This is a genomic window from Sphaerospermopsis aphanizomenoides BCCUSP55 (assembly GCF_001586785.1).
GTDB lineage: Bacteria > Cyanobacteriota > Cyanobacteriia > Cyanobacteriales > Nostocaceae > Sphaerospermopsis_A > Sphaerospermopsis_A aphanizomenoides_A.
This window is the reverse complement of the sequence record NZ_LUFH02000045.1, coordinates 1-13,323: the sequence shown is the minus strand read 5'-3', so window position 1 is coordinate 13,323 and position 13,323 is coordinate 1. Positions and strand designations below refer to the sequence as shown.

The 13,323-nt window shown below is 38.5% G+C and carries 18 protein-coding genes; 9 read left to right on the top strand and 9 right to left on the bottom strand.

The window, feature by feature from the left end; all coding sequences use genetic code 11:
- Nucleotides 1–189 precede the first annotated feature (189 nt).
- Together tsf and rpsB are read right to left on the bottom strand one after the other, a co-directional pair.
- Nucleotides 190–1,137, bottom strand: a complete 948-nt coding sequence (tsf, locus tag A0J48_RS13170; RefSeq protein WP_200323701.1) for a translation elongation factor Ts — start codon at nt 1,135–1,137, stop codon at nt 190–192.
- Nucleotides 1,138–1,286: 149 nt separating this feature from the next.
- A complete protein-coding gene (rpsB, locus tag A0J48_RS13165; protein WP_200323700.1) occupies nt 1,287–2,081 on the bottom strand; it encodes a 30S ribosomal protein S2 in 795 nt (264 codons plus the stop codon).
- A gap of 287 nt (nt 2,082–2,368) precedes the next feature.
- Between rpsB and A0J48_RS13160 the strand changes: the two genes are divergently transcribed.
- From A0J48_RS13160 to A0J48_RS13130, 6 genes are all read left to right on the top strand, one after another.
- Nucleotides 2,369–2,812, top strand: a complete 444-nt coding sequence (locus tag A0J48_RS13160) for a hypothetical protein (protein WP_200323698.1) — start codon at nt 2,369–2,371, stop codon at nt 2,810–2,812.
- Complete coding sequence (locus A0J48_RS13155) at nt 2,809–2,976, top strand: hypothetical protein (protein ID WP_200323697.1); 168 nt, start codon at nt 2,809–2,811, stop codon at nt 2,974–2,976. Before A0J48_RS13160 ends, A0J48_RS13155 begins: the two co-directional genes overlap by 4 nt.
- A 50-nt stretch (nt 2,977–3,026) precedes the next feature.
- On the top strand, nt 3,027–3,272 hold the full coding sequence (locus tag A0J48_RS13150) for a type II toxin-antitoxin system RelN family antitoxin (protein ID WP_200323696.1): 246 nt from the start codon (nt 3,027–3,029) through the stop codon (nt 3,270–3,272).
- A 75-nt stretch (nt 3,273–3,347) separates the two neighbouring features.
- Nucleotides 3,348–3,605: a hypothetical protein gene (locus A0J48_RS13145; protein WP_200323695.1), complete on the top strand. Its 258-nt coding sequence runs from the start codon at nt 3,348–3,350 to the stop codon at nt 3,603–3,605.
- Nucleotides 3,598–3,849: a type II toxin-antitoxin system RelE family toxin gene (locus A0J48_RS13140; RefSeq protein ID WP_234300903.1), complete on the top strand. Its 252-nt coding sequence runs from the start codon at nt 3,598–3,600 to the stop codon at nt 3,847–3,849. The genes A0J48_RS13145 and A0J48_RS13140 overlap by 8 nt, the downstream gene beginning before the upstream one ends.
- A 635-nt stretch (nt 3,850–4,484) precedes the next feature.
- Nucleotides 4,485–4,952, top strand: coding sequence for a DUF29 domain-containing protein (locus A0J48_RS13130; protein ID WP_200323693.1), 468 nt, complete (start codon nt 4,485–4,487; stop codon nt 4,950–4,952).
- Nucleotides 4,953–4,997: 45 nt separating this feature from the next.
- Here the strand turns inward: A0J48_RS13130 and A0J48_RS13125 are convergent, their stop codons facing one another.
- Nucleotides 4,998–5,495 carry a DUF29 domain-containing protein gene (locus A0J48_RS13125; protein ID WP_200323692.1) on the bottom strand — a complete coding sequence of 166 codons (498 nt, stop codon included), beginning with the start codon at nt 5,493–5,495 and terminating at the stop codon, nt 4,998–5,000.
- 84 nt (nt 5,496–5,579) lie between these two features.
- Complete coding sequence (locus tag A0J48_RS13120) at nt 5,580–6,518, bottom strand: glycosyltransferase family 2 protein (protein ID WP_411841132.1); 939 nt, start codon at nt 6,516–6,518, stop codon at nt 5,580–5,582.
- A 178-nt stretch (nt 6,519–6,696) separates the two neighbouring features.
- Here A0J48_RS13120 and A0J48_RS13115 point away from each other — a divergent pair, with 178 nt between their 5' ends.
- Nucleotides 6,697–7,896, top strand: a complete 1,200-nt coding sequence (locus A0J48_RS13115) for an argininosuccinate synthase (protein ID WP_200323691.1) — start codon at nt 6,697–6,699, stop codon at nt 7,894–7,896.
- Nucleotides 7,897–8,046: 150 nt separating this feature from the next.
- On the opposite strand, the gene A0J48_RS13110 is transcribed toward A0J48_RS13115, so the two are convergent.
- Nucleotides 8,047–8,673: a DedA family protein gene (locus A0J48_RS13110; protein WP_200323689.1), complete on the bottom strand. Its 627-nt coding sequence runs from the start codon at nt 8,671–8,673 to the stop codon at nt 8,047–8,049.
- 423 nt (nt 8,674–9,096) lie between these two features.
- On the opposite strand from A0J48_RS13110, the gene A0J48_RS13105 reads away from it, so the two are divergent.
- Complete coding sequence (locus A0J48_RS13105; protein WP_200323687.1) at nt 9,097–9,450, top strand: STAS domain-containing protein; 354 nt, start codon at nt 9,097–9,099, stop codon at nt 9,448–9,450.
- Nucleotides 9,451–10,000: 550 nt separating this feature from the next.
- Here A0J48_RS13105 and A0J48_RS13100 read toward each other — a convergent pair.
- Nucleotides 10,001–10,561 (bottom strand): Npun_F5560 family protein, encoded by a 561-nt coding sequence (locus A0J48_RS13100; RefSeq protein ID WP_200323685.1) that lies wholly within the window; start codon nt 10,559–10,561, stop codon nt 10,001–10,003.
- 331 nt (nt 10,562–10,892) lie between these two features.
- A complete protein-coding gene (rpsF, locus tag A0J48_RS13095) occupies nt 10,893–11,219 on the bottom strand; it encodes a 30S ribosomal protein S6 (RefSeq protein WP_200323683.1) in 327 nt (108 codons plus the stop codon).
- Between the two features lie 359 nt (nt 11,220–11,578).
- Here rpsF and A0J48_RS13090 point away from each other — a divergent pair, with 359 nt between their 5' ends.
- The gene (locus A0J48_RS13090) at nt 11,579–12,352 is read left to right on the top strand and encodes a fumarylacetoacetate hydrolase family protein (RefSeq protein ID WP_200323681.1); all 774 of its coding nucleotides are present in this window, start codon (nt 11,579–11,581) and stop codon (nt 12,350–12,352) included.
- Between the two features lie 3 nt (nt 12,353–12,355).
- Here A0J48_RS13090 and A0J48_RS13085 read toward each other — a convergent pair whose 3' ends face one another.
- Both A0J48_RS13085 and A0J48_RS13080 read right to left on the bottom strand, forming a co-directional pair.
- The gene (locus tag A0J48_RS13085; protein WP_200323679.1) at nt 12,356–12,835 is read right to left on the bottom strand and encodes a Tic20 family protein; all 480 of its coding nucleotides are present in this window, start codon (nt 12,833–12,835) and stop codon (nt 12,356–12,358) included.
- Between the two features lie 81 nt (nt 12,836–12,916).
- Complete coding sequence (locus A0J48_RS13080; protein ID WP_200323746.1) at nt 12,917–13,114, bottom strand: hypothetical protein; 198 nt, start codon at nt 13,112–13,114, stop codon at nt 12,917–12,919.
- Between the last annotated feature and the right edge of the window lie 209 nt (nt 13,115–13,323).

Here is a 13,323-nt window from a genome sequence, read left to right as displayed (position 1 = left end):
CCCATTTTTAATTTTTAATTTTTAATTGGTATAACTATTAATAAAATACAGGTCAGCAAAACTTGCTAGACCTGTTATTTCGAGATGCAAAGCACGAGAAATAATACGTCCTTGCTTCAATTTCCTAACTTTAGTTATGAAGTTACTCAGCACTCGGTACTCGGTACTCGGTACTGACTAACTACTAAATTACTTAGCAGCGCCCATTTGAGCAGCAACTTCCTCAGCAAAGCTAATTACTTGCTTTTCAATGCCTTCACCCAGTACATAGCGCACAAAGCGATGCACTTGGATTTCTTCACCTACTTTAGATTTAACTTGCTTCACCAAGTCGTCTACAGAAATACTTTGGTCGCGGATGTAAGGTTGATCCATCAAAGTCATTTCTTTGAGGCGTTTGTCAATTCGTCCTTGAACAATTTTTTCTTTAATGTTCTCTGGTTTGTTACCTAAGTCTTCCTTACCCATTTCGATGTCTTTTTCTTTTTGGACAACTTCGGCAGGAATTTGGTCTACACTGACATACTCGACATTGGGACAAGCGGCAACTTGCATTGCTGCATTTTTAGCCAGACTTTGGAAATCTTCATTACCCACAGCTGATGGAGTTTTTGCATTGATTTCAACCAATACACCTACTCGGCCGCCAGTGTGAATGTAGCTGTCTACTATGCCTGGAGTACCTTGTGCGGGGGCAAAATTAACAAAGCGGCGCACCTGAATATTTTCACCCAAGGTAGCAATCACTTGCTTGATTGCTTCATCTACAGTTACGCTGGCATTTTCAATATAAGGTTGAGCCAGCAAAGACTCAATACTATCAGCAGTTGCCGCTTGTTGTGCCAGGTTTTTAACTAAAGCTTTAAAAGCGTCGTTACGGGCGACAAAATCCGTTTGACAGTTTACTTCTATGAGTACACCCACCTGACCATCAGGCTGAATGTAGGTGTCTACTAGACCTTCAGACGCGATGCGATCGCTTTTTTTACCCGCCGAAGCGATGCCTTTTTTACGTAGCCAGTCTATGGCTTCGTCTATATTGCCATCAGTTTCCTTCAGCGCCTTTTTGCAGTCCATCATGCCGGCACCAGTTTTTTGGCGTAGCTCTTGGACGAGTTTTGCAGATATTTCCGCCATGTTGCCTCAATTCCTAACTTGACCTAGAGTTGTGATCGCTCACGGGTGTTGAGTATTTCTATCTTACTCAGGGCTGGTGAAGAAAAGCGATGAAGTTTCACAGGATATTCTTCAGCAGGCGTATTATAATATTACGCCTCTACTTCTGCTTATTCTTCGTCTTCGTCTTCGGGAATCAACGAATCAGTGTACTCACTTTCATCGTAATCGTAATCTTCCTCAGCGCCTTCGTAATCTTCGTAATCAGTTTCTACTTCCAGCTGACCATGACGGCCTTCATAAATAGCATCAGCTAACTTGCCGACAATCAGTTTAATTGATCTGATTGCATCATCATTTGCTGGAATGGGAATATCTACTAAATCTGGATCACAGTTTGTATCCAACATGGACACAATAGGAATACCCAATTTTTCGCATTCTTGAACAGCGTTGTATTCCCGGCGTTGATCAACAATGATCACAACATCGGGTACTTTCCGCATATTTTTAATCCCACCCAAGTATTTTTGCAGCTTCGCCATTTCCCGACGCAGCATGGAAGCTTCTTTCTTGGGTAATAAATCTAGTGCGCCGTTTTCTTCCCGACGTTCTAAATCTTTGAGACGTTCTGCTCTAGTTTTGATGGTAGCCCAGTTGGTGAGCATTCCACCCAACCAACGCTGGTTAATGTAGTGAGAACCACAACGGGTAGCTTCTTGAGCAATAATCCCTGCTGCTTGGCGCTTAGTACCCACAAACAAGAATTTCTTTCCTTGCTCTGCTTGTGTCCGCATATAGTTGTAGGCATCATCCATCAACTGGGCTGTTTGCACCAAGTCAATGATGTGTACACCATTGCGGGATGTGTAGATGTAAGGAGACATCTTCGGGTTCCAACGTCGGGTTTGATGCCCAAAGTGAACTCCAGACTCCATCATCTGAGCCAAAGAAACGACTGGCATATTTTGTTACTCCTATTCGGGTTAAACCTCCACCCAGGTGCATTTCCATAACGGAAACACCCGAATTCCCGGATGTGCGGAATTTAGACAACTATACTAGGGTAGCACAAATATGTTCACTTTTTAGGTCAAGCTAGATTTTTTTAATGCTGGCGTAGGTTTGCTGAACAACAAATTTATAAACTAAAAGAAAAATAGAGCCATAAAATAAATAATTATATGCTTATACAGTAAGCATTAATTTATAATCAAAATATTAGCTCTGTTGAATAACGAGGGTAAATACCATGTTCAAGATACAACCACCTACCGCAATTGATTTTGACCCAGCAATTGTGGCGAAAGATAAGGATGATCAACCTATTTTGATGATTGATGTGAGATTTTCTGCCATGTATGCTTCCCCAGAACTGAATATATTAGAAATGGAGAAATACCAACATATTCCTTTTTTAATGTTTGTTAACTCCGATGTAATCAGAATATTTAAAAGTCCTAATTTTGCAGAAGTAGCGAGATTAGAAACCAAAAAAGTTTTAGGATTTTATAATCCAAAAAGTATCGAAGGAATTATCTATCAATCTACTTTAATCACCTTAATTCAATCCTGGTTAAGAGATTTAGATTATCATTGGAAAAGTGAAAATCCTCCTTACATTGAGGAAATGAAAGAAATTGGTTTACTTGCTCTTTTGGATGAGATCACTACAGAGGAGCTACAATTATTATGATTATTATTTATTTAGAGACTAATTCAATTATGGCAATTGCCAAAGGAAGAAATAAAGAATTAGGAGATTTTGTTTATCAATCTTCAGATAAATTCAAGTTTGTGATTCCCAGTATTTGCTTGATGGAAACCCTAGTAGCGATAGAAAGAGAAGAAAAACGATGATTTACCGATTTATGAAAATCACAGGTTATGACTAAAACTAGGTAAAAACTATGAAAGCCTTAGAAGTGACAGGTAAAATTCAACAAGGAAAATTAACCTTAGATTATCCTTTAGGAATTGATGATTTTCAAGAAGTGAAGGTAATTATTCTCTTACCAGAAGCAAGTGATTATGATCCTGATGATACTCCCATTGCGGAAATAGAAAAAAGTTTAACAAGAGCTTTTCAAGAAGTTAAATCTAGTCAAACTAGACCTATTTCTGAGTTATGGGAGAGAATTGATCGTGAATATTGATCGGCAATTATTTTTAATAAATAATTTATTGTGATAAAATATAATATCATTTACTAAAAATAGGATTTGTACTTAATGACTAATTCTAGCAATATTCGCCAAGAAATATTAAAACAAATCAGTCTCATCCCTGATGAACAATTAAGTTATGTATTAGAGTTTATTCAGAAAATGAATGTTGCTGATCAACAGATTAATGACAATGATGAAGATGTAGATGATGAATTGTTAGATATGAGTGCATCTGCATTACAAGATTATTTTACAGGAAAAGATAAAGGAATTTCATCGCAGGAGTTAAAACGTCAATTATTAGGAGATAATTTTGCTTGATTATATTCTTCTAAAACCTGCCCAAAAATATCTTGAAAAATTAAGAGTTGAAGATCAAGTGAGAATTATTCGTGCGTTGGATGGGTTAATAACAGGAACAGAAAATCTTGATATCAAACCATTAAAGGGTAGAGAAGAAAGTCGTTTAAGGGTGGGTAAATATAGGATTTTGTTTATTGAGGATACCGTTAATCAATTATATTTGATCACGGCTATTGGTGCGCGGGGGGATGTTTATAAATAAAGGGTTTTGTCAAAAGATAACGTAGGGGTTTAGCAATGCTAAAACATTACAATTTTCTACTACTTAAAATGACCATTTATCAAAGAAATTCTTGATTATCTCTTGTGCTTTTGATGCTGTAGTACCCAAAAACCTTGCTATTTCATAACTAATATCATAAATCCAATTTTGAAATGAATTTTGGTTCTTCGGTACTTTTTATGGAAAACCCAGTTTAAAATCATTGAAAGCCTTATTGTGTCGGCATTTCATTGGAAATATTGGCATTATGGTTTATAATCCTTGCCCCGTAAGGGTTTTGTGGTAATCAATCCTCAACCACCATAAAATCTACGCAAGAACCTCAATGTTTTATTTAACGTGGATGAGATTATCTGAAGTTGAAAAACAAATACTATTAAAAATCAGTCCAAACAATCAACTTCTATCCAGAGATGAAATAAAAAAATTATTATCTCCCTCATCAACAGATGTAATTAACGGTATACAATCTTTAAACAGACGATTTTTATTAACCAAATCAGAAAACGATGAAAAATTATTTAATCTCTCCCCTATTTTTAGAGCATATTTAAAGATTATCAGCTAAAATATTAAACATAAACACACAATTATTCACTAAGCGGAACTACAAAATGTCTAACAAGCTGTACGAACGCGACTTACAATTATGGATTGACCAAACAATTCAGCAATTACAAAATCATGAATTTGCATCGCTGGATATTGAGCATTTAATTGAAGAATTAATAGAATTGGGTAAATCAGAAAAAAATGCTCTCAAAAGTAATCTGAAAATTCTCTTAGTTCACCTGCTTAAATTAAAGATTCAGCATGATGTACCAGAGACAATGAAAGCAAGTTGGTACAGTTCCGTTGTCGAACATCGTCAACGAGTTATTGATAATTTGACAGATACCCCATCTCTCAAAAGTTTCTTGATAGAAGCATTAGAAAAAGCCTATCCTGATGCTCGTAAACTTGCCATAAAAGAAGGTAAATTAGCTAAATTTGGAATTCGTGTACCAGAAGAGAGTGAATATCCTCTAACTTGTCCTTTTTCAGTAGAGCAAATTTTAGATGAGGATTTCTACGGGATATAGAGCGATTAATGATCATGATACAGCTTTATCAATGAGATAAAAAGTTTATGATTTTAAATCATCACTCGCAGGAAGACCAGGATAAAAACTCTCATTAATCATATCTTCCCATAAATATAAACACTGTTCTGGAAAAGTTGTAAAAGGTAAATTAGTTTCTCCTGCTGCTAAATCTCTCCCATTTTGATAAGCTTCCGTAATTGCTTCTACAACATAAGACTGTAAACTAGGATTCTCATGGAGTAACTTTACAATATCCCGTCTCTGAATTCTAATAGTTGCTAACCAACTCCGACTGCGTTTATTTGGTTGATATTCCCATTTTAATAAATGACCAAGTAAAATCCCCAAACGATTTCTTAATTCTTGACGTTCTCTTCTCCCCAAAGATAAAATCTCCTCAACCAAATTTACAACATCAAGTTGACTCCATTGTTGATGAAGCAACAGATTAACCTGTTGTTGAGTCCAAGCATAAAAATCACTTTCATAGAGATTTTCACCCTCTTCTAACTGCACTTCTTTAATTTGCGGTGTTTGCATAATCAAACCCTGCTAATTTGTATGACTTAATTATATTCCTCTTCTCTTTGCGCCTTTGCGCCTTTGCGCCTTTGCGTGAGAGAATCATTTATTCATCATCTCCGCATAAGCCTGATAAACCCCCTTCACATTATACCAATTCAAAAAAATCCGCGCAATTTCCAACGCCAACTGCGGCTTACCCAAATCAATCAACCATTGCAAAAACGGAGCCATCGTTTTTTCATTCAACAACCCATTTAAAGACAGAATCCCCCATAACAAACGATGAATCCAAGTCATTTGAATCATCATTTTTACTTCCCAAGTCGGATGCTTTTGATAAAACAAAACACCCATCCTACCCCGTTGAATTTCCTGATCAATTAACTTGGGAATTTGTGCTAAACTAAATGCCGGATGCCAGTGATAACCAACCGCTTCAGGACATTTAATTAATTGCAAACCTAAATTTTTTAATCTCACACCTAACTCTAAATCTTCCCAGCCATAAAGTTGAAACCCAGTATCAAACAAACCAGCTTTTTCTAACCAATATTTGGGAATAGCGACATTACCCGTAGCAAAAAAAGCCGCCGAAAAATCTGTGATTTTATAAGGTTCGGAAGTAGGATTTTCAAAATTACAGGTATTAATTACAGCACCGTAAGTAAAAAATCTATCATTGCCTAATTTCTCCTTTCCTTGTAGCAAAGCATCAGCATGAGCTTGCAAGAAATTAGACAAAACTACTAAATCACTATCAATAAAAATAATTGTATCTCCCAACGCCTGTTCTACCCCTAAATTTCGCGCTACAGCAGGGCCAGCATGATCTTGTTCAAAACAACGTACATGAGTAAACTCATCTTGATGTTCTGCTAACCAGTCCAAAGTTCCATCAGTCGAGCCATCATCTACCAAAACCACCTCATAACCTTGGACAAGGTGATCATCTCTCAATTGCTGTGATTCCAAAGCACGCAGGCATTTTTGCAAAATCGGTAGGCGATTATAAGTAGGAATTACAACACTAAAAAACACAGTTTCACCCAAAATGCAATTATTTATATTCTTAGAATATGACAAATATCACAACGTCACGGTTTCTTGATTTGGAATTGAAAATTTTTAATTAGATCCCTGTTGCATCATTAAAATATATACTGTGTAGTCAGATATAATAATGACTCATTGTTTGTTTTCCCAACTGGAGAAACTGATGGGTCGCGCCAAAAAGGTTGTCTTAGCATATTCTGGTGGAGTTGATACTTCTGTTTGCATACCCTACTTAAAAAAAGAGTGGGGAGTTGAAGAGGTAATTACCCTAGCAGCAGATTTAGGTCAGGGAGATGAATTAGAACCAGTACGAGAAAAAGCTCTCAAATCTGGTGCAAGTGAATCCCTGGTAGCGGATGTTAAAGATAGCTTTGTCAAAGATTACGCATTTCCGGCCATTCAAGCTAATGCTCTCTATGAAAATCGCTATCCTCTAGGAACAGCCCTAGCTAGACCGTTAATCGCTAAGATTCTGGTAGAAACAGCAGAAAAATACGGTGCTGATGCGATCGCTCACGGTTGCACAGGTAAAGGTAACGACCAGGTTCGCTTTGATGTTTCCTGTACAGCCCTCAATCCCAATTTGAAAATCCTTGCACCTGCTAGAGAATGGGGAATGAGTCGAGAACAAACCATAGCCTACGGTGAGCAATTTGGTATTCCTGCACCCGTAAAAAAATCCTCTCCCTTCAGTATAGATAAAAACTTGCTTGGTCGCAGTATTGAAGCTGGTACGTTAGAAGATCCAGCAAATGAACCCCCAGAAGAAATCTATGAAATGACCAAGGCCATTGCAGATACTCCCAACGAACCGGAATATCTAGAAATTGGCTTTACAAAGGGCATTCCTACCACCATTAACGGTACATCCAAAAATCCTGTTGAGTTAGTTGAACAACTCAATCAAATCGTGGGAAATCACGGTATTGGCAGGATTGACATGATTGAAAACCGCCTAGTAGGCATCAAATCACGAGAAATCTACGAATCACCTGCAATGGTAGTTCTCATCAATGCCCATCGTGATTTAGAAAGCCTCACTTTAACAGCAGATGTCACCCAATACAAACGCGGCATCGAAGAAACATACACCAAATTGGTATATAACGGACTTTGGTATAGTCCCCTCAAAGCCGCAATAGATGCATTTATTCAACAGACACAAGAAAAAGTTTCTGGTGTTGTGCGTTTAAAACTGTTTAAAGGTAACGCCACCATAGTTGGTCGTTGGAGCGATAACACCCTTTATACACCCGACTTAGCCACCTACGGCGCTGAAGACCAATTCGATCACAAAGCCGCAGAAGGATTTATTTACGTCTGGGGACTACCTACCCGCATTTGGGCGCAGAGTAATAAGTAAAAAGCAGGGGAAGCAGGGGAAGCAGGGGGCTGTGGAGCAGGGGTGGCAGGGGAAGAAAAATTTATTCTTTCTCCTGAACTCCTGAACTCCTGATAGCGTTCGCGCAGCGTGCCGTAGGCATAGCGTGGCGTTAGCCATACTCCTGAACTCCTATTCTCCCATGTGTTTAACTTGGCGGGACTCCCACCAAATAGGCACAACAATCACAGCAACTAAGATCAGTAACGCCAAAATAGCAAATTGACTTACCCAAGCAACTAATTGTTCTAGGGAAACAATTCTGCCTGCAAAGAAGGCTAAAGTCACCATTACACCCGCCCAGGCAGTTGCTCCTGCTAAGTTATATACCAGGAATTTGCCGAAGGGCATTTCCGCTATACCAGCAAGTGGTGATGCGAAAATTCTCAGCAAGGCGAAAAAGCGGCCAAAAAATACTGCTTTAGCAGCATTCTCACTAAATTGCTCTTTAATACTTAATAGTCGTGCTTCAGATATGCGGAATATCTTTCCAACTTGTAGCAGGAAAGGCCAACCACCAACCCTACCAATCCAATAACCGCAATTGCCGCCAATTACAGCGCCTGTAACAGCGTCACCCAGAACTAGCCAGTAATTTAGTTCATCACTACCAGCTAAGAAACCACCTACTAGAGTTACAGTTTCACCGGGAAGAGGAATGCCCAAATTCTCTAGCAAAATTCCCAAAAAAATTGCCCAATAACCGTATGATTGAGCAAATTCTTGGATGTTTTCTAGTGAAATTAGCTCAAAAGACATCCAGCACCGCCGACTTTACAAATTTTTACGTTTAATATATCTTGGCTTGTTTTTGGTGAGGGTGTCAATGAAAACGCTACCAAAAATCTTTTGTTTTCCATGAAAGCCAACAATATTTCAGAGTCTAGCTGGTGGGTTTCTACTTTTATAATTGTAAAAAACTTATAAAATCTACACAAATCATAAGATTTATATAACAGTAAAATTCACTACCGAAATACTGAAGCATTAATGCTTATACTGAGGTTATCTATCAAAATTACAAGCTATGATTTCTGTGGCAGATTGTATCAACTACAATTGCATTAAGTCCCGACCAATCAAGCAAAAACAGTAATGTCACTGTTACAGCTTGAACATTATTGATGTAAGATCCCTTCTCTTAAGGTTTCAACTGCCCAGTTCAACTACCCAGTTAAATTCATGACTCTTACACAAGAACGCCAAGTGATTTTCTTCAAACCACAAGGAAGTATAGACTTAGAGGTTGGTACGGCCTTAAGCGAACAGATGGCTGGAGTAACCCCTCACCCTGATCAACTTTGGGTTATCGATCTAGCAGAAGTTGACTTCATGGATAGTTCTGGTTTAGTGCCTCTAGTCCAAGGACTGAAAGCTGTACGCCAAAGCAGATGTCGCCTAGTTCTTTGTAACGTCAAAGCTCCTGTGAGATTGATTTTAGAACTTACTCATCTGGATTCAGTGTTTGAGATAGTTAACAATTACGAAGATATATTTTCTAGCATTAATGAGCAAAGTCTGATAAAAGCAGGCTAAAACTCGATTTGCTCAGGGAAAATAACCAGGTTGAGCAACATTTTTGAGCTTTTACCCTGATAATAGCTGATCCGATATGAAAACCCTTTAAAATCTGTCCATAGCAAGCTGGATCTCTATTTTACCTATAAAATATAATTTGGTTAAATAGAGGTTTGGCAGCTAGGGATTCAAAATTCAAAGTTAAAAATTGTTTGTATCAGGAACACAAAAGGTAATATTAAACGAGAGTATCCCAATGCAAGCAACAATAAACGCAGCAATACTAAAAACTCTCTTAAACCCTCTTAACTTTGTGTCCTTTGCGTTCTTTGCAGTTGATTCATATCCCGCCTTGGAGCAATTGCCTTTCTTGCCAAAAAATAAACTTACACATTTAGGATGATCCCTATTCAACTTCTTGCACCGATACAAAAAAGCTAACTAATGCTAACAAAAGCCAGCTTTTTCTTCCTGCTTGACTCTAGAAGTGTCGGTACTATCTAGTCCACAGGCTAACACGGTCAACCTGATCGCTTTTTTAACTGCCTGTTAAGCCTTAATACTACATTCAGGCATTCTGAGGAGCAGTTACATTATTTTGTCCAGATATAGAACTAGAGAAATTGGGTAAATCTATACCGCTATGACTTGCGTGGCGAGTTTTTAGTGCTAACCGATAACTTACACTTTGCAGTTCTGCTTGTAGTTGGCGATTTTCTCGTTGTAGCATTGCTACCTTATCTCTGACTGGAGTCATCCGTTCTTCAAATTTCCGACGATAAATCTGTGGCAATTCTTGAACTACTTGCTCCAACATCCGACTACGATCCGTGAGTTCTTGAACCGACTGTCGCAATTGGTGAATTTCCGAGTCACGAGATGCAATTTGCTCTTGGTAGAATGTTACTTGCTGTTCAACAGCTTGAAGTTGCTCTCTTAAAGCTTCCAATTGACTCAAATCGTACTCAGGTTCAGACCGTTGAGGGATAAAATTAGTATTTCCCTTGACCAAACGGAACAGTTCTTGAGATAGTTGTTGCACCAATTGGTCTCGAAGTTGCAACTCTTGACGTAACTGCGATACTTCAGTAGATAGAGCTTGGATATTGGGGGATTCAGATTGGCTCACAGTGGCTTACATCTCTTAAGTATTATTGCGCTGATAGTCTGTAAAATAAATTGAATATTTATGCTGTGTGTGTTTTTCTCTATACCTTATATGTGATATGTGATGAGAAAAACACTTACTGCACTATTTTATGAAAAACATATCGCAATTAAGATAAATTGGCAACTGTTCAAATACGCAAGTTTCTCTAGAATTACTGATTATTAGCTGTTAAATTAACCAATATTGCTACATAACAAGGAATATGGCTATCATGCAAACAATATTTACCAGTCCTGAAATGATGAGTAATGAGTGAGATTCCTCACTCAGCACTCGTAGCTATTGACTTTTAGGCAGGTACAGCCTCTTTAGCTGATTTGTCTTCACGAACTTCTTGCTTGGTAGTCAGATAGCGAATTACTTCTTCGCTTAATCTCATGGCACGTTCAAAAGGTGCGATCGCTGTAGCTGGAGCTTTGTAGTTAAACTGGATATAGATGCCATCACGATGCCTGTTGATTTCATAAGCCAGACGACGCTTACCGCGATTTTGAATTTCGATATTCTGGGCACCTTGCTCAGTTAATAAATTCTGGTATTTGCTAACGGCTTGCTCTACTTGTTCATCTCCCAAGTCAGGACGGAGAATGTACATCGTCTCGTAAACTATCGTCATATATTGTTAGTCACCTTATGGACAAAAAGGCTGCTTGATATTACTTTATACAAGTATTGTCTAGACGCTACTGATAAAAACTAATATCTGAAGCAACAAGGAATCTTATATTAACACAATCAAGAGCCAGATAAATTTTCATGCTGGGTTTCATCCCTAGACTAAAGTCATGGAATTTCTAGCATTTATCCTATAATCTTACCAGTTTTCAATTTATAGCATTTGTCAGAGTCATGAGGACAAGCCCAAATTATCAACTTTTGATGATAAAAGCATTCTCAAAAACGCACTGCTAATTGCTATAAATCATTAGCCCAATTAGCCAAAATTTGCATCTTTTAAGGATATACATTAACGTTATGGCGCAACGCTACGTGCGAGTTAAAAGTCAAGAAGGCAAAATTTACTATGGGTTGCTGCAATTATCCTTTAACGTGGAAGTCTTAGATGCTCCACCTTGGTTAGATGGTCAGCCCACGGAGTTAATTTTAGAACCAGACAAATATCAAATTCTGGCACCTTGTTCCCCTTCCAAAATTGTGGCGGTGGGTAAGAATTATGCTGACCATGCAGCGGAAATGGGAACTTCCGTCCCTGCTGAACCATTGATTTTCTTCAAACCGCCTACATCTGTAATTGCCTCAGAAAGAGAAATTAAATATCCTCCCCAGTCACAGCGGGTGGACTATGAAGGTGAATTGGCATTGGTGATAGGCGACTATACCTGTGACTGTACACCAGAGGAAGCCCAAGGCAAAATTTGGGGTTATACGATTGCAAATGATGTCACTGCCAGAGATTTACAAAAAAAAGATGCTCAATGGACAAGAGCCAAAGGTTTTGATACATTCTGCCCTTTAGGACCTTGGATTGTCCGAGAATTAAACCCCGGAGCCAGATTACAGACCTTTCTGAATGATGAACCTCATCCCGTCCAATCAGCCTGTATTGATGAGATGGTATTTCCTCCAGATTTTCTAGTGTCTTATATCAGTCAAGTGATGACACTATTACCTGGGGATGTAGTGCTGACAGGCACACCATTTGGAGTAGGCCCATTAAATATAGGCGATCGCATCCGTGTAGAAATCGAAGGAATTGGTCGCCTAGAAAATCGCGTAATCAACCGTTAAAATCTAGCGCACTTGCATATAAACAGCATCAGAAATGGCTGGAATTTCCGCATAGCGCCCCATCAGAGACTGGAATACAGAATAAACAACAGCGGCAACTATTCCTAAAAAGATAGTATTGGCCAAAGTTTCTATGGCAAAACCAGCACCAGGAATCGGAGTTAAAATTCGCAGTAGTATGGAACACAAAATAATCACAATATCCAGAAGAATTGCCTGCATCGTGTTGAAACGAATAAAATGACTGATTTTTTCGTTTCTCACTACCAGGAAGAACAAAGCAAAAAACGCGATTATTTGACCTATCGAACCTAAGCTGTCGTAGATAAATAAAACTGGTTGCAGTGGTAGAAACAGCAATTCCAGCACTGGAAACTGTCTCAACAGAAAACTGCCAAATACCAAACTCTCTACTAGAGGCAGTAAATAAGGTAAAGAAGCGAAAATTCGGTCAGGAACAGTTGTAGACCCGCGCCAAGACATTGTAAATTCTCCTAGGGCTAAATTTTAATAGCTATTTGAGCCTAGGATAACGCAGTTGGTTAATTTTGCTAAAAAATTAGATTATTTTATATTAGCGATCCGAAAGCCCATCATACACTCATACTGCTCTGGCTGCTGTTGGGACCATTTGCGAATAGCTTGCCCACAGCGGAGTTGCCCCCCATGCCAGCGGGGTTGTCCACTGTTACTAGCCAATACACAAGATTGGCAAACCTGCTCAGGGGCAAAGATTTGATCATCCGTTAAAATGACTAACATCCAAATACCTCCATCGCTCCTTTTGGCATCAAGGCATAGACGCAGAAAATAGCAAATTGTTGCTAACTGCACCTAATTTTATTGTATGTTATATATCTTGGATATTTGTTTCCATTAGTCAAAATTAATACATAAAAATTAATGCTTATGTTAATTAAAGGCTCTTAGCACTATTGATGACATCCCCTTTGGGGGTGTGGGGTGTGGGG